19 protein-coding genes are annotated in these 23,984 nt (G+C 72.0%); 10 read left to right on the top strand and 9 right to left on the bottom strand.

The genetic code is table 11. The features are described from left to right. Positions 1-8: 8 nt before the first annotated feature. Both ACLU3S_RS00515 and add read left to right on the top strand, forming a co-directional pair. Complete coding sequence (locus tag ACLU3S_RS00515) at positions 9-1,460, top strand: aldehyde dehydrogenase family protein (protein WP_413949642.1); 1,452 nt, start codon at positions 9-11, stop codon at positions 1,458-1,460. Between the two features lie 137 nt (positions 1,461-1,597). Continuing rightward, positions 1,598-2,602, top strand: coding sequence for an adenosine deaminase (gene add, locus ACLU3S_RS00510; RefSeq protein WP_413949641.1), 1,005 nt, complete (start codon positions 1,598-1,600; stop codon positions 2,600-2,602). A 43-nt stretch (positions 2,603-2,645) separates the two neighbouring features. On the opposite strand, the gene ACLU3S_RS00505 is transcribed toward add, so the two are convergent. Beyond that, entirely contained in the window at positions 2,646-3,956 is a 1,311-nt protein-coding gene (locus ACLU3S_RS00505) for a UDP-glucose dehydrogenase family protein (protein ID WP_413949640.1), read from the bottom strand. A 515-nt stretch (positions 3,957-4,471) separates the two neighbouring features. Here ACLU3S_RS00505 and ACLU3S_RS00500 point away from each other — a divergent pair. The 5 genes from ACLU3S_RS00500 to ACLU3S_RS00480 all read left to right on the top strand — a co-directional run bounded on the left by ACLU3S_RS00500 (position 4,472) and on the right by ACLU3S_RS00480 (position 9,917). Further along, on the top strand, positions 4,472-5,989 hold the full coding sequence (locus ACLU3S_RS00500; protein WP_413949639.1) for a glycosyltransferase: 1,518 nt from the start codon (positions 4,472-4,474) through the stop codon (positions 5,987-5,989). Positions 5,990-6,078: 89 nt separating this feature from the next. Next, positions 6,079-7,440 (top strand): cellulose binding domain-containing protein, encoded by a 1,362-nt coding sequence (locus ACLU3S_RS00495; protein WP_413949638.1) that lies wholly within the window; start codon positions 6,079-6,081, stop codon positions 7,438-7,440. Between the two features lie 178 nt (positions 7,441-7,618). Beyond that, positions 7,619-7,834 carry a DUF4177 domain-containing protein gene (locus tag ACLU3S_RS00490; protein WP_352222334.1) on the top strand — a complete coding sequence of 72 codons (216 nt, stop codon included), beginning with the start codon at positions 7,619-7,621 and terminating at the stop codon, positions 7,832-7,834. Between the two features lie 188 nt (positions 7,835-8,022). Beyond that, a complete protein-coding gene (locus tag ACLU3S_RS00485; protein WP_413949637.1) occupies positions 8,023-9,381 on the top strand; it encodes an NAD(P)/FAD-dependent oxidoreductase in 1,359 nt (452 codons plus the stop codon). Continuing rightward, positions 9,378-9,917, top strand: a complete 540-nt coding sequence (locus ACLU3S_RS00480; protein WP_413949636.1) for a MarR family winged helix-turn-helix transcriptional regulator — start codon at positions 9,378-9,380, stop codon at positions 9,915-9,917. The genes ACLU3S_RS00485 and ACLU3S_RS00480 overlap by 4 nt, the downstream gene beginning before the upstream one ends. A gap of 43 nt (positions 9,918-9,960) precedes the next feature. On the opposite strand, the gene ACLU3S_RS00475 is transcribed toward ACLU3S_RS00480, so the two are convergent. From ACLU3S_RS00475 to ACLU3S_RS00440, 8 genes are all read right to left on the bottom strand, one after another. After that, positions 9,961-11,928: a prolyl oligopeptidase family serine peptidase gene (locus ACLU3S_RS00475; RefSeq protein ID WP_413949635.1), complete on the bottom strand. Its 1,968-nt coding sequence runs from the start codon at positions 11,926-11,928 to the stop codon at positions 9,961-9,963. A gap of 161 nt (positions 11,929-12,089) precedes the next feature. Beyond that, the gene (locus ACLU3S_RS00470; protein ID WP_413949634.1) at positions 12,090-12,338 is read right to left on the bottom strand and encodes a hypothetical protein; all 249 of its coding nucleotides are present in this window, start codon (positions 12,336-12,338) and stop codon (positions 12,090-12,092) included. Next, entirely contained in the window at positions 12,338-13,282 is a 945-nt protein-coding gene (locus ACLU3S_RS00465) for a sigma factor-like helix-turn-helix DNA-binding protein (RefSeq protein ID WP_413949633.1), read from the bottom strand. Before ACLU3S_RS00465 ends, ACLU3S_RS00470 begins: the two co-directional genes overlap by 1 nt. A gap of 294 nt (positions 13,283-13,576) precedes the next feature. After that, positions 13,577-14,323, bottom strand: a complete 747-nt coding sequence (locus ACLU3S_RS00460; protein WP_413949632.1) for an SDR family oxidoreductase — start codon at positions 14,321-14,323, stop codon at positions 13,577-13,579. Positions 14,324-14,500: 177 nt separating this feature from the next. After that, entirely contained in the window at positions 14,501-16,201 is a 1,701-nt protein-coding gene (locus ACLU3S_RS00455) for an FAD-dependent oxidoreductase (RefSeq protein ID WP_413949747.1), read from the bottom strand. Between the two features lie 169 nt (positions 16,202-16,370). After that, a complete protein-coding gene (locus tag ACLU3S_RS00450; RefSeq protein WP_413949631.1) occupies positions 16,371-16,868 on the bottom strand; it encodes an Ohr family peroxiredoxin in 498 nt (165 codons plus the stop codon). A 300-nt stretch (positions 16,869-17,168) separates the two neighbouring features. Further along, positions 17,169-17,909, bottom strand: coding sequence for an SDR family oxidoreductase (locus ACLU3S_RS00445; RefSeq protein WP_413949630.1), 741 nt, complete (start codon positions 17,907-17,909; stop codon positions 17,169-17,171). Between the two features lie 29 nt (positions 17,910-17,938). Continuing rightward, on the bottom strand, positions 17,939-18,859 hold the full coding sequence (locus ACLU3S_RS00440) for a sigma-70 family RNA polymerase sigma factor (protein WP_413949629.1): 921 nt from the start codon (positions 18,857-18,859) through the stop codon (positions 17,939-17,941). Between the two features lie 399 nt (positions 18,860-19,258). Between ACLU3S_RS00440 and ACLU3S_RS00435 the strand changes: the two genes are divergently transcribed. The 3 genes from ACLU3S_RS00435 to ACLU3S_RS00425 all read left to right on the top strand — a co-directional run bounded on the left by ACLU3S_RS00435 (position 19,259) and on the right by ACLU3S_RS00425 (position 23,984). Further along, positions 19,259-20,875: a cytochrome b gene (locus ACLU3S_RS00435; protein ID WP_413949628.1), complete on the top strand. Its 1,617-nt coding sequence runs from the start codon at positions 19,259-19,261 to the stop codon at positions 20,873-20,875. Positions 20,876-21,099: 224 nt separating this feature from the next. Next, complete coding sequence (locus ACLU3S_RS00430) at positions 21,100-22,086, top strand: hypothetical protein (RefSeq protein ID WP_413949627.1); 987 nt, start codon at positions 21,100-21,102, stop codon at positions 22,084-22,086. 50 nt (positions 22,087-22,136) lie between these two features. Then, positions 22,137-23,984 carry an HSP90 family protein gene (locus tag ACLU3S_RS00425; protein WP_413949626.1) on the top strand — a complete coding sequence of 616 codons (1,848 nt, stop codon included), beginning with the start codon at positions 22,137-22,139 and terminating at the stop codon, positions 23,982-23,984.

Below are 23,984 nucleotides of genomic sequence, written 5' to 3'. Positions count from 1 at the left end.
GTACGCCCATGACAGACCCCCAGACGCCGACGCACGAGATCCGGCACTTCATCGCCGGCGAGTGGACCGGCACACCCACCCGCGAACGCCGCAACCCGGCACGCCCCGACGACCTGGTCGCCGTGATCGCCGACGGCGACGCCAAGACCGTCGACGCGGCCGTCCGCGCCGCCGAGGAGGCGCAACCCGCGTGGGCCGCCCTGCCGGCCCCGGCCCGCGGCACCGTCCTGCTGGACGCCGCGGAGATCCTGCGCTCCCGCGCCGAGCGGGCCGCCCGCGACCTGGTCCGCGAGGAGGGCAAGACGCTGGCCGAGGCCCGTGGCGAGGTGCGCCGCGCCATCGACGTCCTCCGCTTTTACGGCGGCGAGGCCTGGCGGCTCGGCGGCGACCACCTGCCGTCCTCCGTCCCCGGCACCTTCGTCTACACCCGGCGCGAGCCGCTCGGCGTGGTCGCCGTCATCACGCCGTGGAACTTCCCCATCGCCATCCCCGCATGGAAGACCGCGCCGGCGCTCGCCGCCGGCAACGCGGTGGTCCTGAAGCCCGCCGAGCTCACGCCGGTGTCCGTCAAGCACCTGGCGGACTGCCTGACCGAGGCGGGCCTGCCCGCCGGTGTCCTCAACGTCGTCAACGGCCCCGGCTCCGAGATCGGCGACGACCTCACCGGCGACCCGCGGGTGGCCGCCGTCTCCTTCACCGGCTCGGTCGCGGTCGGCCGGCACATCCACTCCGTGGTCTCCGCACGGCACGCCCGGGTCCAGCTCGAGATGGGCGGCAAGAACCCGCTGGTCGTTCTCGACGACGCCGACCCGGCGACGGCGGCCCGCATCGCCGCCGCGGGCGGATTCGGTCTCACCGGCCAGGCCTGCACGGCGAGCAGCCGGGTGATCACCACACCGGGTGTGCACGACGCCTTCGTGGCTGCCCTGCTGAAGGAAGCGGACCGCTACCGCCCCGGTGACGGCCTCGCCGAGGGCACCGTCATGGGACCCGTCGTCAGCGAGCCCCAACTCGCCACCGACCGGCGGTATCTGGACCTGGCGGCGCAGGAGGGCGGCCAGGTGCTGTGCGGAGGCGCCCGGCCCGAGGGCCTCTACCAGGCTCCGGCGGTGGTCACCGGTGTCCATCCCGAGCACACCATCGCCCGCGAGGAGATCTTCGGCCCGGTCATCGGCGTCCTCACCGCGGACGACCTCGACTCGGCCATCGACCTCGCCAACGACGTGCCGTTCGGACTCGCGGCCGGCATCGTCACCCGCGACCTCGGCGCGGCTCACCGCTTCGCCGCCCGTGTCCAGGCGGGCGTGGTGAAGATCAACCGTCCGACCACGGGCCTCGACCTCAACGTACCGTTCGGCGGGGTCAAGGACTCCTCGACCAACACCTACCGGGAGCAGGGGTCCACCGCGCTGGACTTCTACACCTGGACCAAGTCGGTCTACGTCGGCTTCGAGGACTGACGGACCCCGACCCGGCCCCGGCCGGCCCCGGCGTCCACGGCGTGACGCACCGCCGGGGCCGGGCGGAGCCCTTCGCGGGCATCCGCCCGCCCCTGCCGCCCGGCAGGACCCCGGCCCTCGGCGACAGGACGGAGCACATGACACTCACCACCGACGACCTGCGCGCACTGCCCAAGGCCCATCTCCACCTCCACCTGGAGGGCGCCCTACGGCGGGAGACGGCCCGTGAGCTGGCCGAGCGGTACGGCCTGCCGCTCCTGGACACCGGACCGTACGCGGACCAGGCCGGTTTCGTCGCCGCGTACGAGTCCGCCCGCGACCTCGTCCGCAGCCTCGACGACCTTGCGCGTGTGGCCCGCGAGATCGTCGAGGACGCCGCCGCCACCGGCGTCGTGTGGACCGAGCTGTACCACGTCCCCTTCAGCTACACCGGACGGCTCGGCGCCGCCGAGGGCGTCGTCGAGGCCGTGCTCGACGGGCTCGACCAGGGCACCCGGGCCACGGGCTGCGGCGCCGGCCTCATCCTGGCGCACAACCGTGCCCGGCCCCTCGCCGACGCCACGGCGACCGCGGCAATCGCCCGCCGCCACGCCGGCCGCGGCATCGTCGGCTTCGGCCTGGCCGGCAACGAGGCCGCGTATCCGGCCGCCCTCTTCCGCGAGGTGTTCGCCTCGCTGAAGGACAGCGGGCTGTTGCTGGTGCCGCACGCCGGCGAGGGAGCCGGCGCCGAGAGCGTGCGCTCGGCCTGGCGGGACCTCGGCGCCGACCGCATCTCGCACGGCATCTCCGCCGTAGCCGATCCGGCCCTGGTCCGGCTTCTCGCCGAGCACCGGATCTGTCTCGACGTCTGCCCGACGAGCAACGTCCGCCTCGGCGCGGCCCCGAGCCTGGCCGAACACCCGCTGCCCCGCCTGCTGGCGGCAGGGGTGCCGGTCTCCCTGGGCAGCGACTGTCCCGCGTTCTTCGGCGTGGACATCATCGACGAATACCGCGCCGCCCACCGCGACATGGGCCTGACCGCCCGCCAACTCGCCGGCATGGCCCGCGACTCACTGCGCTGCAGCGCGGCGCCGGACGGGATCAGGGCCGCCGCCCTCGAGGCGCTCGCGAACTGGACGGCGGCGCACACCGCACGCGGTTGAACGGCCGGACCGAGGGCGGCACAGCGTTCGATCGGTGTCCCGGTCAGCCCCGGGGCCGGGTCGTGGCGCGTCCGACGCTCATGCATGTGTACCCGGCACGGGAAAGCGCGTCGGGATCGAGCATGTTGCGTCCGTCGAGGAGCAAGGGGTTCCGCATGGTGGGGCGGGCCCGTTCCCAGTCGACGTCGTGGAGGTGGGGCCATTCGGTGACGATGATGGCGGCGTCCGCGCCGGTGATTGCCTCCGTGATGGTGGGGTGCCGTTCCGCTGCTGCCCACGGGGCCGCATCGGCGGGACGAGCCATGGGGTCCCAGCAGGTGAGGGTGGCGCCTTCGGCGAGGAGGCGGGAGGCGAGGACGGTGCTGGGGGCCTCGCGCATGTCGTCGGTGCCCGGCTTGAACGTCATGCCGAGCAGGGCGATGCGCCGCCGGCCGAGGGTGCCGAGTTCCGCCTTGAGACGTTGGACGGCGCGACGGGGCTGGAGGTCGTTGACCGCGATCACGGCGTTGAGGAGCTGGAAGGAGTAGCCGCTGTTGCTGGCCATGGCGCGAAGGGCACGGGAGTCCTTGGGGAAGCAGGATCCGCCGTAACCGAGGCCGGCGTTGAGGAAGTGGCGGCCGAGCCGGTGATCCATGCCGATGGCGTCGGCGACGCGAGTGACGTCGGCGCCCGTCGCCTCGCAGACGGTGGCTATCTCGTTGATGAAGGTGATCTTCGTGGCGAGCAGGGCGTTGGCGGCCAGCTTGACCATTTCCGCCGAGGCGACGTCCATCCGCTGCACCGGGCCGTCGATGCCGGCGTGCAACTCGGTCAGCAGCGCGGCCGTGGCGGGGTCGTCGGTGCCGATGACGATGCGGTCGGGGTGCAGGAAGTCGGTGACGGCTCGACCCTCGGCGGTGAACTCGGGGTTCGAGGCGTAACCGACGCGCGCGAGGCCGGCCTCGTCGAGAGCGGCCCGGATGCGCGACCCGGTACCGACCGGGACGGTGGATTTGACGACGACGGCGGCCAGGTGGGTGGCGTCCTTGAGCGCGCGGATGACGGCCCAGACGCTGGAGAGGTCGGCGTCCCCGGAGGCGGTCGGCGGGGTGTCGACGCAGATGTAGGCGACCTCGGCGTCGCGGACGGCTTCGGCGGCGTCCAGGGTGTACGTCAGGCGCTCTTTGTTCTCGGCGAGGAGGTCGCCCAGGCCCGGCTCGTAGATGGGCACGTCGCCGGCGTTCAGCAGACGGATGCGTTCGGGCTGGATGTCGCGGACGGTGACCCGGTGGCCCAGATGGGCGAAGCAGGCGGCGGTGACCAGTCCGATGTAGCCGGCACCAAAGACAGCGATGCTGCGGGCACTGCCCTGCATGCGGGACTCCGTTCGTCTTAGGGGGATCGGATGGGATCCTGCGCCGGGCGCGCGGGCGGCCGGCACGGTCGGGGCACGGTGTTCGCTGAGAGAGGGCGACGCGCTCGAGGCTCCCGCGGACGGTTGCTGCCGGAGCGCATGAGGGCCCCGCAAGACCGTCATCTGTGGGTATGCCGTTTTGTTACCGGCCCGTACTGTTGTGCGGCTTTCAATCACTCGCGTGATATACATGCCCCACACACACGATTCATACTTTTATCACATCGGGCGCATCGATCTAAGGGAACTATGTCCGTACATGGGCGACGTGCACGAGTTGGCGTGCACACCGGCATAACCACCGCAGAAGTCTCGGCGGGCGGCAGGACATGAACCTCCACCTGTCGGTATACGGCTCTGCCGTCGGCTGTGTCCTCGCGCTCAAGCTGCTGCTGTCCATCCCTCGCCCTGGGCGTGGTCGCAGGAAGCGACGCCGTGGGAACGGCCGGGGAGGGGACCGGCTGACGGTCCACGGCGTGATCACGGTCTACAACGAGTCTCCGGCCATGCTCCGTCGATGTCTGGAGTCGCTTCTGGCGCAGAAGCGGCCCCTGGCCTCTCTCACCGTGGTGGACGACTGCTCCGCGACGCGCGATGCCGAGCAGGTGATCGCAAGTCTGCGACCGCGGTTCCAGGCGGCCGGAATCCGCATCAACCTGATCCGCTTCCCGGAGAACCGGGGCAAGCGGCATGGGTTGGCCGCTGGGTTCGCGGATGCCCCCGGCGCCGATGTCTACGTGTGCGTCGACTCCGACACGGTGCTGGACGATTGGGCCGTGGACGAGTTGCTGGGTCCCTTCAGCCACCGCCGGGTCACCTGCGTGACGGGACTCGTCCTCGCGCACAACCGGGCGGTGAACCTGCTCACCCGGCTGATCGACATGCGGTACGTCAACGCCTTCCTCGGTGAGCGCGTCGCATACAGCCGGCTCGGTTCCGTCCTGTGTGCGTGCGGGTCCCTGGCGGCATACCGCGGGTGGGTCGCCCGCAAGTACGTCGACGACTTCCTCAACCAGCGTTTCCTCGGCAAGCCCGCCACCTTCGGCGACGACCGCCGCCTCACCTACTACTGCCTGATCGAGGGCCGCTCGCTCATCCAGCCCGCTGCGGTCGGCTGGACCGACGTCCCCGAGAAACTCGGTCACTACGTCCGCCAGCAGATCCGCTGGGGCAAGTCGTTCTTCCGCGAGGGCAGCCTGCTGGCCGTGCGGCTGCGGTACATCCACCGCGCCTTCTGGTGGCTGAATCTGCTGGAACTCGTCACGTGGGTGGCGTTCACCAGCGCGCTGCTCGCCGCGGTGGTCGTCATCGCCATGCATCCCGCGGGCTGGAAGGTCCTGGCGGGATACGCCGGCTATATCTGCCTCATGTCCTGGGTCAGGTCCCTGCACTACCTGCGGGGGGCCGTCAGCATCCCGTTCCTGGACCGGATCTTCACCTTCGCCTGCGCCCCGCTGTACGCCCTGCTCAACCTTGGTCTCCTCCTGCCACTGCGCCTGTACTCCCTGGCCACGCTGAACAAGACCAAGTGGGGCACCAGGGAGAACGGTGCAGAGATCACCAAGGCGGAGGACGCGCCGGACGAGGCGCACGGCACTGACGGAGGCACCCCCGCCGAGACCGAGGGCTTCGGAGGCGGCGAGTACGATCCGGCCTTGCCGACGCTTTCGGCGATACCCTCCCAGCCGTACAGCGGGCGCGCCTGGACCCCGTTCCCCGCGGACCCGGTGCGGCCCATCGAGCCGTACGCTCCGGCTGCGTCGCCCGCCTGGTCGTACCAGCAGGGCCACGGTGCGAGCGGTGCGGTCCCGCACCAGGCCGTGCCGGAGCAGTCCTTCGACGGCATCGGTAACGAGTGGGACACGGCCGGGTACGGCACCGATCCGGTGGCCACCCACCCTGAGCGCTTCCCGGCCGACCCCGTGCAGCACGCCCGCGCCGCGGTGGCGGAACCGACCGCAATCTGGCCCGGATCAGGGCCTCGGACGCCCTGAGCTAGGAGCAATCGGTGGCCACCACCCCATCCGTCGGGTCCGCACGCGCCCGACGTCGCAAGTCTTCGGGCTCACGCCGTGCGGGTGCCGTGATCAAGGCACTGCTTGTGTTGGTGGTCGTGGCGGCCGCCGGCGTCGGCGGGTACCACTTCTGGCGCACCGCGCAGCCCCCGCAGCTCACCATCAGGTACAAGGCGGGCACACCCGCCACGGCGGACGCGACCCAGCCCTGGTTCGAAGTGGTCAACACGTCCAAGAAGGCGGTGAGCCTCTCGGACGTCACCATCCGGTACTACTTCACCCAGGACTCGGCCCCCTCGTTCGCCTACAACTGCCTCCAGGCTCCCGTCGGCTGCTCCCACATCTCCGGGACGGTCGTGGCGATGCACGAGCCGACGTCCGGCGCCGACCACTATCTGGAGATCCGCTTCACCGACGGGGCGGGGAGCCTGGCGGCGGGTGAGAAGGGCGGAGCCATAGGGCTCCAGTTGTACCGCCCCGACGGCAAGAGGACGGACCAGGGCAACGACCGCTCCTACGACGCCGCCGACAAGACGTTTCAGCCGTCGAAGCTGGTGACCGCCTACCTGAGGGGGCAGCACGTCTGGGGGGACGAACCCGGCGGCCGCAAGACCGCTCGAGGCGCCTTCGGCGGCGCGCAGCCGGCGCCCCCGTCCGGAGTCGTGTTCGACAACTTCCACTACAGCGGATCCGACGACCCCGCACTTCACGCCCACGGCTGGATCGTCCGCACCAGCAAGGGCGGCCCCGGAATCCGCGGCACATGGTCCTCTTCGGCGGTCGGCTTCCCGGAGGAGAAGACCGCTGTGGGCGGTCAGGTCCTGCGACTGCGGGCCGGAACCGACGGAACGAAGGCCGGAACGGAGCAGGCCGAGGTCATGACCAGTGGCACCAAGTTCCTGACGGGGACCTACGCCGCTCGCATCTACTTCAACAACAAGCCCACCAGGGGCGCGAACGGCGACCACATCACCGAGGCCTTCTACGCGATCTCGCCCGACCGCGCCCGCTACAGCGAACTCGACGCCGAGTACCAGCCGAACGGCGGCTGGGGCGCGCCGGGGCCCAGGCTGGACCTGGTCACGTGGCACAGCAAGGCGAACGGCGACCGGGTCGCGAAGAAGGCCATGCGCAGCCTGCAGGGGTGGCACACCGTCATGATCACCGCCGCGGGCGGGAAGGTCACCTACTCCGTGGACGGCCGAACGGTCTTCACCAGCAGCGGTAAGTACTACCCGAGCGTCAACATGTCCGTGAACTTCAACGCGTGGTTCGTCGACCTCCCCTTCCAGGGGGCACGCACCTGGGACATGAAGGTCAACTGGTTCTACTACAAGGCCGGCACGGCCCAGACCCTGACACAGGTGCAGAGCGCCGTGGACGGCCTCTCCCACACCGGAATCAACTACGTCAACACCGTCAAGAAGTGAGGCCGCCCGGCCGTCCTGGGGGTGTTCCGGCTGCCGGGCGGGCGACCGGGGTCCGCTGCCGGGTCGACCCCGCCCGGCCGAAAAGGCGGGGGCGGATGCGGCATGCCCCCCGGGGATGATTGTCTGGCTCCGGCAATCTCACCCCGACCCGGCCCGGCCGGCAGGAGGACCCTCAGTCATGAGCAGCGCCTACGCCTACGAATACAAGGTCGTCACCTTTCGGGAGTCGCTGATCGGCGACGCACTGGACAGCGACAAACTGGAGAAGGTCCTGAACAAGCACGCCGAGGACGGCTGGGGCCTCAAGGCCATCACCTCCGCCGACGTGAAAGGCCGCATAGGCCCCGGAGCCGTCGAGGGCCTGCTGCTGACCTTCGAGCGTCCGCGCGGCTGACCGGTACGGTACCGGCAACACCTGTGCTGCGCGCCCGGCCCGGTGGTGGAGGCCACGGGGCCGGGCGCCGGCAGGTGCGACGGGAGAGCCTGGACGTCGCCCTCTGCGGGAGGGCCTGTGACGGATGCCTGTCACATCGTCGTGCGCCATCCGGTCTCTGTGGTGTCGAGCCACGAGCAGGGGTGCGTATGCGTGAGATTGTGATTGTCGGCGGCGGCTACGCGGGCTTCTACACCGCATGGGGTCTGGAGAAGAAGCTGCGCGCGGGGGAGGCGCGGGTCACCGTCGTCGATCCGCGGCCCTACATGACCTACCAGCCGTTCCTGCCGGAGGTCACCGCCGGGTCCGTCGAGGCCCGTCACGCCGCCGTGTCGCTCCGGCGGCACCTGCGTCGCACCCGGCTGATCGCGGGCAGCGTGACGGAGATCCGGCACGCGGACCGCAGGCTCACCGTCCGGCCGGTGAACGGCGCCGGCGAGCACGAGTTGCGTTACGACGTCCTCGTGGTCACCGCAGGCGCCGTGACCCGTACCTTTCCCGTACCCGGGCTCGCACAGCAGGCGATCGGCCTGAAGCACGTGGAGGAGGCCGTGGCCATCCGCGACCGGCTGATGACCGCGTTCGACCAGGCGTCGTCACTGCCGCCGGGGCCCGAGCGGCGCAAGCTGCTGACCGTGACGTTCGTCGGCGGCGGGTTCTCCGGCGTCGAGGGCTTCGGGGAGCTGCTGTCGCTGGCCACCGCGATGCTGACGTCGTATCCGGAGCTGAGCCGTGACGACCTCTCCTTCCACCTGGTCGAGGCCAGGGGCCGGATCCTGCCCGAAGTGGGCGACGAACCGGGCGCCTGGGTGGTGCGCTCGCTCGAACGCCGTGGCGCGCGCGTCCATCTGAACACGCAGCTCCTCTCCGCCGCGGACGGGCACGTGGTGCTCTCCGACGGGGAGGAGTTCGACTCCTCGCTCCTCGTGTGGACCGCCGGCAACGCCTCCAATCCGGTCGTGCACAACCACACGGATCTCCCCGTCGACGAGCGCGGTCTGCTCATGGTCCGCCCCGATCTGCGGGTGGGCACCGACAGCGAACCGGTGCCCGACGTGTGGGCGGCCGGGGACGACGCGGCCGTTCCCGACCTGGCGTCGCCCGTGCCGGGGGCGCACACGGTGCCGAACGCCCAGCACGCCGTACGGCAGGGGAGGCTCCTCGCGAAGAACATCGCGGCCGTCCTGCACGGCGGGCGGGTCCGCGCCTACCGGCACAGCAGTCTGGGCGTGGTGGCGACCCTCGGGCTGGGGCGGGGCATCTTCCAGTACAAGCGGATCGTCATCAAGGGTTTTCCCGCCTGGCTGATGCACCGCGGATACCACGTCCTGGCCGTGCCCTCCTGGGAACGCAAGATCCGCGTCCTCACCGTCTGGCTCACCGCCGCCCTCTTCGGCCGGGATCTCGTCTCCCTGGCCGCCGTTCAGCATCCCCGCGACGCGTTCGTCACGAACGGTGACGCCCAGCGCGCCGGCGAGAGCCGGACGGGGAGCCGTACCGGCGCATGAGCACGTCGTTCGAGCCGGGGGCCGGCCAAGGGCCCGCGGCGAGCAGGGACACGGCGTTGACCGGGCGGTGGCGCGCGCTCGACCGGATCCACCGCGAGATCGAGATCCGTGTCGAGCGGCGGCTGCAGCAGCATCTGCGCCTGCGGGCGAGCGAGTTCTCCGCACTGCGGGCCGTCGACGAGGCACATATCGCTTCCCGGCGGCAGCTGCTCCTGATCGACCTGGCCGACGCGATCGGGGTGAGCCAGTCGGCCACCAGCCGCCTGGTGGCCCGCTTGCAGAACCGCGGCCTGCTCACGACGAGCGTCTTCGAGCACGATCGCCGCAGCGTCGACGTACGGCTCACCCCGGCCGCCCGCGAGGTGCTGCGCCGAGGGGCGCCCATCCTGCACCGGGCCGTCCGCGAAGCGGTGCACGACCTCGGCGTCCGCCGCGGGCACGCGATCGACGGCAGCCTCCTGGACTACCTTCGGGAGCCGGAGGCCGACGGGGGCCCGGCCGAGCCCCGCATGCCGGGGGCACAGGAGGCACCGTGAGGCCAGCCATGACGCTGTTGGCATGGGGCGCGGAGGCGCGATCTCAGGACGGTGTGAAGCCGAACACGCGGGCGTAGAAGCGCAGTTCCTCCTCCAGGCAGGCGATCAGGGTCGACTGGCGGCGGAAGCCGTGACCCTCGCCCTCGAAGGTGCGGAACACATGCGGGCGCGCGGGTCCGGACAACGCCCGGGCGAATGCGGCCGCCTGGGCGGGCGGGCAGATGACGTCCCCCGTCCCCTGGAGGACGAGCAGCGGAACCGCGATGCGGTCGGCCCGCAGGAGCGGGGACCGCGCACGGTAGAGGTCCGTCCGGTGGGTGGGGCCGACGAGCGTCTCGAGATAGTGGGACTCGAAGTCGTGCGTGCCTCCCGCGGCGAGCGAGACGAGGTCCACGACGGGATAGAACAGCGTGGCACAGGCATAGAGATCTCCTGATGCCGCCGCGAGGGCCGCCGTGAGCCCTCCGGCGCTGCCGCCCCGGATCGCCACGCGCCCGGCCGTCGCCGTACCCTCCTCGATCAGCGCTTGCGCGACGCAGGCGCAATCCTCGACGTCCACCACACCCCACTGCCCACGCAGCCGCTCGCGATAGGCGCGTCCGTATCCGGGGGTGCCTCCGTAGTTGACCTCTGCCACCGTGATGCCGCGTGAGGTGAAGTACGCGATCTCCGGGTTGAGCGCGAGAGCGGCCCGCAGGCCCGGACCGCCGTGCGCCCAGATCACCAGCGGAGGCACCTCGCCGGGCGGGCCCGCGAACCGCGGGTTGCGCGGGGCGTGCACCTGCGCGTGCACCGGGCGGCCCCCAGGGCCCGCGAAGACGCGCCGCTCGGGGGCCGGCAGATACGCGGAGTCGACTGTGAAACCGGACTCGACGCGGCCGGCGGGGAGAGCCGGCGTGGCCGCGTCCACCTCCACCACCGTGTAGGGCGAGCGGCTCGACGCCGCCACGCCGACGATTGCGTCCCGGGCGGCATCGAGGTGGGGCAGCCACTCGTCGGCCGGCCCGGGCACGTCGGTGAGTTCCCCGCGATCGGGGTCCAGGACGGCGAGCCGCTGTGCCCCCACTCCGTGCAGGACGGCGAGGCGGCCGTCGCGCAAGGGCCAGAACCAGCGGTGCCCCAGCCGTTGCAGACCGGCGAACTCCTCGGCGACCGGGTACAGCGGCCGCCTCTCCCCGGTGCCGGTGTCCACCGCGTACAGATTCCACCACCCGGTGCTCTCGCAGGCCGCGACCAGCGTGCCGTTCGCCAGCCACTCCGCCTGGGCCACCGGATCCCCCGGCCCGCCCGTCAGCGTCCGGGCCCGCCGCAGGCTGCCGTCCTCACCGACCTCGGCGATGCGCAACTCGGCCGCGTCCCACGGCATATGGGGGTGGTCCCAGGCGATCCACGCGGCGTGGCGCCCGTCGGGCGACCGCCGTGCCTGCGAGATGAAGCGGTGCGCCGCCGGCGCCAGCTCCCGTACCGCCGACCGGTCGCCGGCCGCCGAGCCGTCCAGCGGAACCGCGGCGTGCACCCGCCGGACGTCACCGGGGCCCTCCCCGGTGAACTCCTCCAGCACACACCGCACTTCGCCTCGCGCGAGGTCCAGCTCCGGTTCGGCCCAGCGCAGGCCGGCGCCGACCGGCGACACCGGGGTCAGCGGGCGAGGGGTGCCGCACCGGTCGTGGTCGACGCGGAGCGCGTACAGCCGCTGATCGTCGCAGTGCACGAACACGGCGTGTGCTCCCGTCGCGTCCGGCGCGGCGGCCCAGGGGCGGCCGCCGTACTCGATGACCCGGCTGCGGACGTCCCAGGGCGCGGGCAGGAGCGAGTCCGTGCGCCCGTCCGCGCGCCGGCGAACGAGCGCGGTCCGGCCGCCCTCCTCGGGCCGTGGTTCCACCCACCAGACCTCGTCGCCGACCGCACCGACGTACGAGGGCGCCGCGATCCGACCGGCGGACAGGCCCGCGGTGGCGGACTCGGCACTGATGGGGGAGTGCCAGGAGCCGAAGGGAGCCACGGTCGTCATCGCGCGGCCGCCCGGGGAAGCGCCACAGGGCTCAGGTCGAAGGCACGCATGGGTCTCCCGATGGACGAGGCCCGCAAGGAGCACGGGCTGTCGCGCGGCCGTGCGGGGCGGTGACGGTGTGAGGTGCGACTGGGAACGAGGGGCGCGGTAGGGACCTCGTGTCATACGGTGTTCCGGCGGCCGGACGTGTCGCGGGACTCCTCGGCGTCCGGCGGCACGGCGACGGCGGGAGGAACACCGGCCGGCGCGCGCAGCGCCTCGGAGTCCGCCTCGATGCGCGCGTCGACACGGCCGATCTCCGCACGGAGCATGCGCAGCCGTGCCTCCAGGAGCGCGGCTTCGGCCGCCAGGGACACACCGGTGCCGGCCGGGTCGCAGTCCGCGCGGTGTGCGTCGGGGTCCGGCGGCATCACGCCTCCTTCTGCTCCGACCGGTGAGCCTCCCGCGGTGCCGGGAGCGGGGGTGAGCCGGGTTCGGCGGGAGCGGACGGCCGGTTCCACAGGTGCAGCTTGTAGGGGTTGAGGATGATCCAGACCTGTGAGACACGGTGATCGCGGATGTCGAGGCCGATGACGGCGGCCACCTGGCGGTCGTAGCGGGCGACCAGTCCGGTGCGGCCGTTGACGGGATGGTTGGCCAGGGAGGTGCGGGGGCGGCCGGAGAGAAGGGTGAGGAGGCTGTGGGCGACCTGACGGTCGCCGTGCACGGGTCTGGTGAGTGCCCGGACCTTGCCGCCGCCGTCGAAGAACGCGGTGGCGTCCGCGGCGAGGAGCTCGGTGAGCTGCTCGGTGTCCTCGTCCACGCAGGCCTGCAGGACGGCTCGGGCGAGGGCGTCGTGTTCCTGGGGCGTGGTGGGCAGTGAACGCTGCCGCCGCAGGCTGCGGCGGGCGCGGTCCGCGAGTTCGGCGCACTCCGGCTGGGGGCGGCCCACCATGTCGGCGACGGCATCGGAGGGCATCCCGAAGACGTCGTTGAGCACGAACGCCGCCCGTTCGGCGGGCGAGAGGGAGTCCAGCGCGTTCAGCAGAACCAGCCTGACCTCCTGGACCAGCGTCGTGCGCGCCGGCTCGGCGGCGTCCGGCGGCGTGCCGGGGTCCACGCTCGGGGCCGCCGCGTCCGGGCCGGGGGACGCGAGGCGGCCCAGGCAGATCGCGCCCGCGGTCCTGGCGAGCCACGAGCGGACAGGGGCGATCCGCCGGCGCTCGGCGTCCGGCAGGCCGTACCAGCGGCGGTACGTCTCGTCCACGACGCTCTCGGCGGCCTCCGCACCGCCCAGCATCCACTGGGCGAGGTCCAGCAGATACCGGCGCTCGTCGACGAGGTCCGCGATCGGTACCGCGTCGGGGTCGTCCATACCGCATCCTCCCTCCCGTGCGGCAGCGCACCGCGCGTCCGCACGCCTCCGTCCCGTCGGCCCAGGAGCGCCTCGGCCCGGCGACATCCTGACAGCAGGGCGCCCCCCTGCGCGCCCCAGGTCCACACATCGTTCGTCCTCGCGGTTCCCACCATTGGACCGGACACAGTCGAATCCTGTGACACCGGCTTGTGCGCGCGGCCGTCCCGCTCGGTGCCCCGCGGCCGGCACAGGCCGCGATGCGGCCGGACCGCCGGGGTGACCCCCGCCTTCCGGCAGGGGCCGTCCTGCGGCCTACCGCTGCCGGGAGAGCCAGTCGGCGAACGCGACCTTGCCGACGTGGGCGTCCGGGCCCGGCAGCAGCGTGCTGTCCTGCAGTTCGGCACCCCAGTAGGTGGTGCTCGGGTCCGTGACGACCGAGCGGGGGTCGTTGTGGGCTGCGAGCGCCATGCGAAGGAACTCGTCGAGCTGGAACACCTCGGGGCCCCCGACCTCCACGACGCCGTCGACCGCACTGCCGACCGCGGCGCGGGCGACGGCCGCGGCCACGTCCTCGGAGGCCATGGGCTGGATCCTGGCCGCGGGCACGCGCACGGTGTCGCCCACGGTCATCCCGTCGGCGAGCCCCTTCCCGAACTCGAAGAACTGGGTGGCGTGGACGATGGAGTACGGGGTGCCGGACTCCTTGATCAGGTCCTCCTGGACCTGCTTGGCACGGAAGTATCCGCTGCCCTGGAGACGGTCGGTGCCGACCACGGAGAGGGCGACGTGGTGCGCCACGCCGGCCTCGGCCTCGGCCACGAGGAGGTTGGTCGTGGAGGCGCGGAAGAAGTCGATGACGGCCTGGTCCTCGAACGACGGCGAGTTGGACACGTCGACCACGACCGACGCGCCCTGGAGGGCCCCGGCCAGGCCCTCGCGGGTGAGCGTGTTGACACCGGTGTTGGGCGAGGCCGCGACCGCCTCGTGCCCGTGCTCGCCCAGCAGGGCGACCACCTTCGAGCCGATGAGCCCGGTTCCACCGATCACTACGACCTTCATGACGGATTCCTCTCGGAGGCGTTGTTTCCTGGTGCGGCCCGCTTCGGAAGGGAGCTGTTCACCGGCGCCGAGCTGACGCGGCCCGCAGTGGATGAGACCGGGCAGCGGTGCTGCTTGTGACACCGAACTCCCGGGGAACTCCCGGCAAGCAGGCGATCGTTGCGGCGTGGGCCGGCGTCATTCGGCGAGTTTTCCGTCGGTCGAGACCTCTTCCATCAGCGCGGAGATCTCGTCGGGAACGGCCGGGATCTCCTCGCGGGTGACCCCCGTCGTCGGGGACCACACGAGGTTGACCCGCAGCGCGGGATCCAGGTCGGGGTAGTCGCTGCGGTTGTGGCAGCCGCGGGTCTCACGGCGCTCCAGCGCCGCTTCGAGGGTGGCTCGGGCGGCCAGCGCGGCGGACTTGAGATCGAAGGCGTGGGCGAGATCCTGGAAACCGGCGATGTCCGGGTGTACGCCGACGTCCTCCATCCTCTTCTCGATCGACGCCAGCTCGGCAAGACCGGCACGCAGGCCTTCCTCGTCGCGCACGACGCCCGCGTGCTCGGTCATGGTGTTGCGCAGGGCGCGCTGCAGGGCGCGGACGTTCTCCCGCCCGTCGGCCGCGAGCAGCTCGTCGACCTCCGCGCGGGCGTGCGCCTCGGCGGACGCCGACCGCGGCTGTGCGGTCAGCGACTGCGAGTGGGCGGCAGCGGCCCGGCCCGTGATGCGGCCGAAGACCAGCAGTTCGATGAGGCTGTTCCCGCCCAGACGGTTCGCGCCGTGCAGCCCGCTCGCCGCCTCGCCGATGGCGTACAGGCCGCGCACGTCGGTGCTGTGGTCCTCGGGCCGTACCCACACCCCGCCCATCGAGTAGTGCGCGGTGGGCGCGATCTCGATCGGTTCGCGGGTGATGTCGAGCATCTGCAGGTCCAGCAGCGTCTGGTAGACCCGCGGAAGCCGGGTCATGATCGTCTGCCGGGGCAGGTGGGAGACGTCGAGCCACACTCCGCCCTTGGGGGTGCCGCGCCCTTCCTTGATCTCCGTGTAGGACGCCAGGGCCACCCGGTCACGCGTGGACAGCTCCATGCGTACGGGGTCGTAACGGCTCATGAACCGCTCCCCGAGCGCGTTGCGCAGGATGCCGCCCTCGCCGCGCGCGGCCTCGCTGACGAGGGTGCCGGCCGCGTTCTCCGGCTCGATGATCCCGGAGGGGTGGAACTGGACCAGCTCGGGGTCGCGGAGCCGGGCGCCGGCCTCCACCGCGAGGCGGAAGGAGTCGCCCGTGTTCTCGTCGCGGCGTGAGGAGGTGCGCCGCCAGATGCGGGTGTGGCCGCCCGCGGCGAGGATGACGGCGTCGGCGTGGATCAGGTACCGCGTTCCGTGCGTGAGATCGAAGCCGTAGGCGCCGAAGACGGCGCCGTCGTGCACCAGCAGCCGGGTGATGTAGACGCCGTCGAGCACGGAGATGCCCAGCTGCTCGGTGCGGCGCACGAGCGTGCGCTGGATCTCCAGACCGGTGTAGTCGCCGGCGAAGGCGGTCCGCCGGAACTTGTGCGCGCCGAAGAAGCGCTGGGAGATGCGGCCGTCGTCCTCCCTGGCGAAGGCCATGCCGTAGCGTTCCAGATCACCGATGCCGCGGGCGGCGCCCTGCGTGACGATCTCGACGGTCCGGGGATCGGCCAGCAGGTAGCTCTCCTTGAGCGTGTCGGCCGCGTGCTGTTGCCAGCTGTCCTCCGGGTCCATGGTGGCCAGCGCCGCGTTGATGCCTCCGGCGGCCAGTGCCGTATGGGCGTCCTCCTTGGGGCGCTTGCCGACGGCGAGGACGTCGACACCGGCCTCGGCCAGTTCGATCGCCGCTCGCAGCCCGGCACCTCCGGTGCCGATCACGAGCACCATGGTGGAAAGACGTTGTTCGGTGAGAGCCACGGTCCACTCCGATCGCGCGGGTTGTCACTCACTACGACCGGTACGTGCGGGTATCTGTGACAGCGTGCGTCGCCGGCGTTCCCGTCACCCATCGTGTTCGCCAAGGGTCGGCCCGGCCCGGGAGGGGCCGGGCGTGCGGCTAGTGGTGCAGCGTGATGTTCGTCGGGGTTCCCTGCCCGGCCATCTTCACGTACGGGCAGAGCGAACCGGCGCGGTCCATCAGCGGGGCGGCGACGGCGGGGTCGACGTGCGGCCAGTCGACCACCAGGTTCACGCGCAACAGGTAACCGCCGTCGTCCGGGTCCCGGCCGAAGGCCACGGTCGTCCGCACCGAGATCACCGAGGGGTCGAGGGCGGCCTGCCGCGCCACCAGGCTCAGCGCACCGTGGTAGCAGGCGGCGAAGCCGGCGGCGAACAACTGCTCCGGGTTCGTGCCCTGCCCGTCTCCGCCCAGTTCACCGGGCAGACGCAGATCCAGGTCCAGGCCTCCGTCGGCCGAGCGGGCTCTGCCGGTGGCGCGGCCGTGACTCGACACGCCTCCGCTCACGGTCACGGTCGTGGTGTAGATCGGGGTGAAGGAGTCGCCGTCGTAGTCCTGGTCGATGGACAGATCGGGCAGGCGGGCCAGCTCGTTCACCGCGTGACCCCCTCGGTGTCGTGGTGCATCACCGGGTGGGGAGCGGGAGCAGACGTCCGGGCACGGGCGGCCGCCGGCCGACGGGCGGACGGCACGACGTCGCAGGTACGGGGTGTCATATCGGATGCGCCTTTGCGTTGCGGGGGCGTGTCGGCTGCGGACGACTGGTTGACCGGCAAGTCACCCCTGGTGTGACACCCCTCGACGGGCCCGGCCGCCCGGCCGGGATCGGGGCGCAGCGCGGGCAATCCGCCTCGAGCAGGTGACCGAGTCCTCCGGTGCGCGTGTCCCCGTGGCGGGTCAGTCCTGCTCCAGCCACTGGGCGAAAGTGGTGTGCCCGAGACGGGCGTTCGCCCCGGGCAGCAACGTCCGCTCCCCGAGCACCACGCCGAAGAAGGGTGCGTGTGCGTCGGCGACCACCTCGCGCATGCGGCCCCGGGCGGCCAGCAGCTTGCCCGTGAGGTCGTCGAGGCGGTGCTCCTGCGGACCGGCGACCTCCAGCACGCCGCACAGCGGCAGGCCGACGGCGACGTGGGCGACGGCGGTGGCGACGTCGTCCATCGACACGGGGCGCACCGGCACGGGCGCGACATGCACCCCGTCCGCGTACGCCTCCGAGCGGGAGACGGCCTCGATCGTCTCGAAGAACGGTGTGGCCCGTACGACGGAGTGGGGGATCGGCGACCTTCGGACCTGCTCCTCCTGGAGCAGCTTCGCACGGAAGTACCCCGCCTGCAGACGCCCGGTTCCCACGAGGGACAGCACCACGTGGTGCTCGGCGCCCGCCGAGGCGGCAGCCCGGACGAGGTTGCGTGTCGCGGCGCCGAAGAACTCCCCGCTCGCCCACTCCGCCCGGGACGGGGCGTCAGTGACGTCGACGACGACGTCGGCACCCCGCAGGGCCTCGGGAAGGCCCTTTCCGGTGACGACGTCGACACCGTCGGCGCGCGACACGGCCACGACCTCCAGGCCGCGATCCCGAAGCCCGGCGACCGTCCTGGAGCCGATCCGCCCGGTGGCTCCCGCGACAACGACTCGCATGGGGGACTCCTCTTGCTGCCCTCCCCGGGTCAGATGCCGGGCAGGGCGGCGTACCGGGAGCCTGAGTCGAGGAACGCGGTGATCTTGCTGGGGTTGAACACCCACATGACCCGGTGAATCCCCTCGCGGGAGGCGGCGACGGTCATGAAGGTCGTGGGGCGGCCGTCCCGGTGGAGCATCACCCCGCTGCGGCCGTTGGCCTGCACGAACCGTACCTCCACCTCGCCCCAGAACCTCGGGTAGGCGGTCGACAGGTTCGCCACGCGGGCGCGCCCCAGCACGGGCACCCGGGCGGCGCCGCGCATGCCGTTGCCGTCGGACAGGCTGACGGCGCTCGGTGTGAGGAGCGTTTCCAGGGAGTCGGTGTCGCCTTGCCGCGCCGCCGCCACGAACGCCTCCAGCAGGCGCCGGTGTTCGCCCACGTCGACGCTCTCGCGCTGTTCCGCGCCGAGGTGCTTGCGGGCCCGGCTGACGATCTTCCGGACGTTGACGGCGGTCATCCCGAGCATCTCCGCGATGTCGGAGTAGTCATAGTCGAACGCCTGTCGCAGGACGTATGCGGCCCGCTCCATGGGGGTCAGCTTCTCCAGGACGATCAGGAGCGCGAGTTCCAGGGCCTCGGCCCGCTGGGCGCCCACCTCGGGGTCACTGCTCGTGTCGACGGGTTCGGGCAACCACGGGCCGATGTAGGTCTCGCGCCGCACCCGGGCGGACTGGCCCACGTTGATCGCCAGTCGGGTGGTGGTGCTCGACAGGAAGGCCATCGGGTTCACGACGACCGAACGGTCCGTCTTCTGCCAGCGCAGCCATGCTTCCTGCACCACGTCCTCGGCCTCGACGGCGCTCCCCAGTATCCGGTACGCGATCCCGAACAGGCGGGGGCGGAGTTCCACGAAGACGGAGACGGCCTCGTCCAGGGCATCTGCCTCGGATGGCGTCGTGGCGTGCATGATCCTTCTGTCTCCGTTCCTCCGGGTCCCAGCGCGCCGGGTGGCGTCGTCCACCGACCGCTGCGTCTGTTTGTTTGACCACGGATGCCGCTGCCTTGTGACAGCTTGTGGCGTGTCGGACCGGACACACCGTGGGAATGCGTCGAGTGCGGCGCGCCGGAGGCGGCCGCGCTCGCGACCGGCACACCCGGGGACGACCAGTGTTCTCCGACGGGTGTGCCGGGGCCGGGCCCCGCTCGGGCAGCGGCGGGCGGTGCCGCGGACAGTGGGCGCGAGGACACCGACGGTGAGCGGCCGCGGCACGACGTGTCACATCTTCGCGCGGCGCACGGTCATAGGGGGTGAGACCGGTTCGCGATCGGCGGCCAGGAGCACCACCGCCGAGATGAGGGGGAAGACATGGTCAGCGGCCCTGAGCCGTCCGCACCACACCACCGCCGCACAGGAGAGCAGGTCGCCGAGTGGGCCGACGCCCGGCTCGGCACGCGGAGTCTGGTCAGGGCCACCGCGCGGCGGGTCTTTCCGGACCACTGGTCCTTTCTCCTCGGGGAGATCTGCCTGTACAGCTTTCTCGTCCTGGTCCTCACCGGGGTGTGGCTGACGTTCTACTTCCATCCGTCGTCGGAACCGGTGCAATACCACGGCAGTTACGTTCCGCTCCAGGGGCAGTGGGTGTCGGACGCGTTCGACTCCACCCTGCACATCTCGTTCGACGTGCGCGGCGGCCTGCTGATCCGGCAGGCCCACCACTGGGCGGCCGTGATCTTCGTCGCGGCGATGCTCGCCCACATGATGCGTGTCTTGTTCACCGGGGCCTTCCGCAAGCCGCGCGAACTCACCTGGGTTTTCGGCTTCCTGCTGCTGATCCTGGGCATGTTCGGCGGCCTGACCGGCTACGACCTCCCGGACGACCTCCTGTCGGGCACCGGCCTGGCGGTCGTCGCCGGAACGCTGCTGTCCGTACCGGTCGTGGGCACGTACCTGTCGATGTTCCTGTTCGGCGGCGAGTTCCCGGGCGAGGATCTCGTCGCGCGCTTCAACACCATCCACGTGTTCGTCATCCCCGCGGCCATGGTGATGCTCGTCGCCGCCCACGTGGCCCTCTCCCTGCGCCATCGGCACACGCAGTACCCGGGGCCCGGACGGACCGAGAAGAACGTCGTCGGGCTCCCCTTCAGGGTGTACGCGGTGAAGGCGGGCGGGCTGCTCTTCCTCGTGTCCGGGGTGGTCTTCGTCCTCGCGGCCGTCGCGCAGATCAACCCCGTCTGGCGGTACGGTCCCTACCGCGCCGACCAGGTGTCCGCCGGCTCGCAACCCGACTGGTACATGGGCGTCGCCGACGGACTGCTGCGTGTCATGCCCGGCTGGGAGGTGGTCCTGTGGGGCCACACCCTCGCGCTGGACAGCCTCGTCCCGCTGCTCGTGGGGGTCGGCCTCTTCCTCGCCCTGGGCGCCTACCCCTTCATCGAGTCGTGGCTGACCCCTGACAGCCGCGCACATCACCTCCTCGACCGGCCGCGCAACCGGCCCGTCCGCACCGCGCTCGGCGCCGCGTGGCTCAGCGTGTATGCCGTGGCACTCGCCGGAGCGGCGAACGACCTGATCGCCATCCGGCTCCACGTCTCGGTCAACGCCGTCACCTGGGCGGTCCGCATCGGCCTCTTCGCCGTACCCGTCATCGTCTTCACCGTCGCCAAGCGGTGGGCGCTCGCGCTCCAGCGCCGCGACCGGGACCTGGTCCTGCACGGCCGGGAGACCGGCATCATCAAGCGCCTCCCGCACGGTGAGTTCGTCGAGGTGCACCAGCCGCTCGGCCGGCAGCGCCTGCGCGAACTGACGACCCATGAGCAGTACGAGCCCCTCGCACCGCCCCCGTCGCACGGCGCGCACGGCGCACCCGCCCGAGTACGGCGCCTGCGCACCCGGCTCAGCCGCGGCCTGTACGGACCGGGGACCCAGATCCCGAAGCCCACCGTGGCGGAGTACAAGGAGATCACGGGCCGACGGCAGCACTGACGGACCGGTGCCCGCCGCCACCGCCGGCACACACCGGACCGGCCGGGACGAACGAAGGCCGGCACGGCGTACGAGCCGGTCCGGTCGGAGCACTTCACGCGTGCGAGGCCGGCGGCGGAGCAGTCCGGAAGAAGCGGCTCTCGGTGAAAACCCTGTGGAAGCGATGTCGGTGGGGCCGCTTATGCTGCACCGGACGATCACGCGGAACCTGGGGAGGGCGCGGCATGTTCGGCAAGTTGTTCGGCAGGGGTGCGGAGAGGCCGGCGGCGGATCCGCACGCCGTGCCCGTGTCGCGCAGGCAGAAGAACGGGGTGTACCCGCTGCGCGCGCTCGGCGACGCGCGGGTGCTCGCGCTGGTGGAGGCGGCCGAGGCGGGCGACTGGGCGGCGGTCAAGGCGGCGCTGGCACCCTTCGACCCCGGCCGCGACCACCAGGTCCTCGGCGAGCTGGCGGAGCTGGACGGCGTGCAGGACTGGATCGGCCGGGCCGTCGAGGAGGACAAGGAGCACCGGGCGACGGCCCTGCTGATATCCGGGGCGCGGTACATCCACTGGGGCTGGGAGGCGCGCACGTCCGCGCGTGCCGTCGACGTCAAGCCGGAGCAGTGGCGGGTCTTCCGCGAGCGCCTCGGCATCGCCGAGGAGCGGCTGCTGGAGGCCGCCGAGCTGCGGCCGGAATGGATCACACCCTGGTGCCGCCTGCTCACCTCCGGCCGCGGCATGTCGCTGGGCCCCGCCGTGAACGAGGCCCGGCTGGACGCCGCCCTGCGCCGCGACCCGCTGGACCTGGAGACCCATGTCGCCTGGGTGTCGCAGCTGCAGCCGCGTTGGGGCGGCGAGCCGGGCGAGGCCCTGGCGTTCGCCCGTGAGGCGTTCGCCGGGGCGCCCGAGGGCCACCGCCTCGGCTGTGTGATCGCGATGGCCCATATCGAGGAGTGGGTCGAGTCCGACCACAAGAACTGCCTCATCACCCCGGAGACCCAGGACGAGCTGCTGGAGGCGGCCGAGCGCAGCATCCTCCACCCCGCCTACGTGCGCCGCCCCGGCTGGCAGCAGGACTTCAACATGTTCGCCATGGCCCTGTCCCTGGCCTCCGAGAGGATCGCTCTGCCGCGCGTCTTCCACGAGCTGCAGGGCGCCTACACCTCATGGCCCTGGCGCTACATGGCGAAGCCGGAAGAGATGTACGCCCGCGCCCGGCGCAACGCCTGACGGCGCCGGCCCACCTGCCACTCACCGATCACCCCACCCCGGACTGCCCGATGACTCTGCCCGAAACCCCGCCCCGCCCGGCCGGCGCCGATCGCACCTTCCAGGTGGACCTGCGCGGCCTCGTGGATCTCCTCTCCCACCACCTCTACTCCAGCCCCCGCGTCTACCTGCGTGAACTCTTGCAGAACGCGGTGGACGCGCTGACCGCACGGCACGGCCTCGAACCGGCCGCCCCCGCCGGAGCCTTCGGCATCCGCCTGTACGCCGACGGGTCGGTGGTGCGCGTCGAGGACGACGGCGTCGGTCTCACCGAGGCCGACGTGCACACCTTCCTCGCCACGATCGGCCGCAGCAGCAAGCGGGCGGACCGGATCGCCGAGCAACGCGGCGACTTCATCGGCCAGTTCGGCATCGGCCTGCTCTCCTGCTTCCTGGTCGCGGACGAGATCCACGTCGTGAGCCGTTCCGCCCGCACCCCCGGCGCCCCCGCCGTGGAGTGGCGGGGACGCGGCGACGGCAGCTACAGCGTCCGCACGCTGCCCGCCTCCGCCCGTCCCCGGCCCGGCACCACCGTCACGCTGACGCCCCGCGCCGACGCGGGGGAGTGGACCCGCCCGGCACAGGTGCACGCGCTGGCCCGCCACTTCGGCTCCCTGCTGCGCCACCCCGTGACCTTCGACGACGGCACGGGCGGCCCGGGCGCGTCCGTCAACCCCGAGCCCGCGCCGTGGTCGCGCACGTACCCCACGCCGGGAGCGCGCTCCCGCGCGCTGGCCGCCTACGGCGACGAGGTCTTCGGGTTCACGCCGCTCGACACCATCGAGCTGGACCTGCCGGCCGTGGGCCTGAAGGGCATCGCGTGCGTGCTGCCCGAGACGGTGCCGGCCGGACGCCGCCACGGCCATCGCGTGCACGTCAAGGGCATGCTGCTGTCCGAGCAGGCCGAGGAGATCCTGCCCGAGTGGGCGTTCTTCGTCCGCTGCGTCGTCGACGCCGAGAGCCTGCGCCCGACCGCGTCCCGCGAGTCCCTGTACGAGGACGACACCCTCGCCGCCGTCCGCGACGCCCTGGCCGAGCGGCTGCGCGCCTGGATCGCCCGGGCCGCGGCCAGCGACCCGGACCTGCTGGGCCGCTTCCTCCAGGCCCACCATCTGGCCGTGAAGTCGCTCGCGGTGCACGACGACGAGATCCTGCGCATGCTGCTGCCCTGGCTGCCGTTCGAGACCACCGACGGGCACTGCACCCTCGACGAGTTCGCGCGCACCCACCGCACCGTGCTCGTGACATCCAGCGTGGAGGAGTTCCGGCAGGTCGCGGCGATCGCCTCGGCCGCCGGGCTCGGCGTCGTCAACGGCGGCTACACCTACGACCGCGAACTGGTCCACCGGCTGCCGGAGATCAGGCCGGAGGTCGGCGTCGCCGACCTCGACCCGGCCACGCTCACCGCCCACCTCGACCCCGTCGACCGGGACACGGAACTGGCCGCCGCGGCCTACCTCGCCCTGGCCCGCGACGCCCTCGCCGTCTTCGACTGCGACGTCGCGCTGCGCACCTTCCAGCCGGCCTCCGCGCCCGCCCTCCTCCTCGACAGCCGCGAGGCCCGGCACGAGCGCACCCGCTCCCGGCTCGCCCGCGAGCAGCAGGGCGGGGTGTGGGGCGACATCCTCGGCCATCTGCGCCAGGAGGCCCCGCGGGCCCAGCTGATCCTCAACCAGCTCAACCCGCTGGTCCGCACCGCCGTCGCCATCGACGAGCCCGAACTGGCCCGCACCAGCGCCGAAGCCCTCTACGGGCAGGCCGCGATGCTGTCCCGGCGTCCGCTCAGGCCCGCCGAGTCGAGCCTCATCAACCGCTCCTTCCTCGACCTCCTCGCCCACGCCCTCCGCAAGGACAGCTGA

The organism is Streptomyces sp. AF1A, assembly GCF_047340315.1.
GTDB lineage: Bacteria > Actinomycetota > Actinomycetes > Streptomycetales > Streptomycetaceae > Streptomyces.
Note: the sequence above shows the minus strand (reverse complement) of the source record. Positions and strands in the feature narration are given on the sequence as shown.

What these genes read in the sequence shown, in the direction of transcription:
- ACLU3S_RS00515 (WP_413949642.1), top strand. Translation starts at nt 9, where the DNA reads ATGACAGACCCCCAGACGCCGACGCACGAGATCCGGCACTTCATCGCC.
- add (WP_413949641.1), top strand. Translation starts at nt 1,598, where the DNA reads ATGACACTCACCACCGACGACCTGCGCGCACTGCCCAAGGCCCATCTC.
- ACLU3S_RS00505 (WP_413949640.1), bottom strand. Translation starts at nt 3,956, where the DNA reads ATGCAGGGCAGTGCCCGCAGCATCGCTGTCTTTGGTGCCGGCTACATC.
- ACLU3S_RS00490 (WP_352222334.1), top strand. Translation starts at nt 7,619, where the DNA reads ATGAGCAGCGCCTACGCCTACGAATACAAGGTCGTCACCTTTCGGGAG.
- ACLU3S_RS00485 (WP_413949637.1), top strand. Translation starts at nt 8,023, where the DNA reads ATGCGTGAGATTGTGATTGTCGGCGGCGGCTACGCGGGCTTCTACACC.
- ACLU3S_RS00480 (WP_413949636.1), top strand. Translation starts at nt 9,378, where the DNA reads ATGAGCACGTCGTTCGAGCCGGGGGCCGGCCAAGGGCCCGCGGCGAGC.
- ACLU3S_RS00475 (WP_413949635.1), bottom strand. Translation starts at nt 11,928, where the DNA reads ATGACGACCGTGGCTCCCTTCGGCTCCTGGCACTCCCCCATCAGTGCC.
- ACLU3S_RS00470 (WP_413949634.1), bottom strand. Translation starts at nt 12,338, where the DNA reads ATGCCGCCGGACCCCGACGCACACCGCGCGGACTGCGACCCGGCCGGC.
- ACLU3S_RS00465 (WP_413949633.1), bottom strand. Translation starts at nt 13,282, where the DNA reads ATGGACGACCCCGACGCGGTACCGATCGCGGACCTCGTCGACGAGCGC.
- ACLU3S_RS00460 (WP_413949632.1), bottom strand. Translation starts at nt 14,323, where the DNA reads ATGAAGGTCGTAGTGATCGGTGGAACCGGGCTCATCGGCTCGAAGGTG.
- ACLU3S_RS00455 (WP_413949747.1), bottom strand. Translation starts at nt 16,201, where the DNA reads ATGGTGCTCGTGATCGGCACCGGAGGTGCCGGGCTGCGAGCGGCGATC.
- ACLU3S_RS00445 (WP_413949630.1), bottom strand. Translation starts at nt 17,909, where the DNA reads ATGCGAGTCGTTGTCGCGGGAGCCACCGGGCGGATCGGCTCCAGGACG.
- ACLU3S_RS00440 (WP_413949629.1), bottom strand. Translation starts at nt 18,859, where the DNA reads ATGCACGCCACGACGCCATCCGAGGCAGATGCCCTGGACGAGGCCGTC.
- ACLU3S_RS00435 (WP_413949628.1), top strand. Translation starts at nt 19,259, where the DNA reads ATGGTCAGCGGCCCTGAGCCGTCCGCACCACACCACCGCCGCACAGGA.
- ACLU3S_RS00430 (WP_413949627.1), top strand. Translation starts at nt 21,100, where the DNA reads ATGTTCGGCAAGTTGTTCGGCAGGGGTGCGGAGAGGCCGGCGGCGGAT.
- ACLU3S_RS00425 (WP_413949626.1), top strand. Translation starts at nt 22,137, where the DNA reads ATGACTCTGCCCGAAACCCCGCCCCGCCCGGCCGGCGCCGATCGCACC.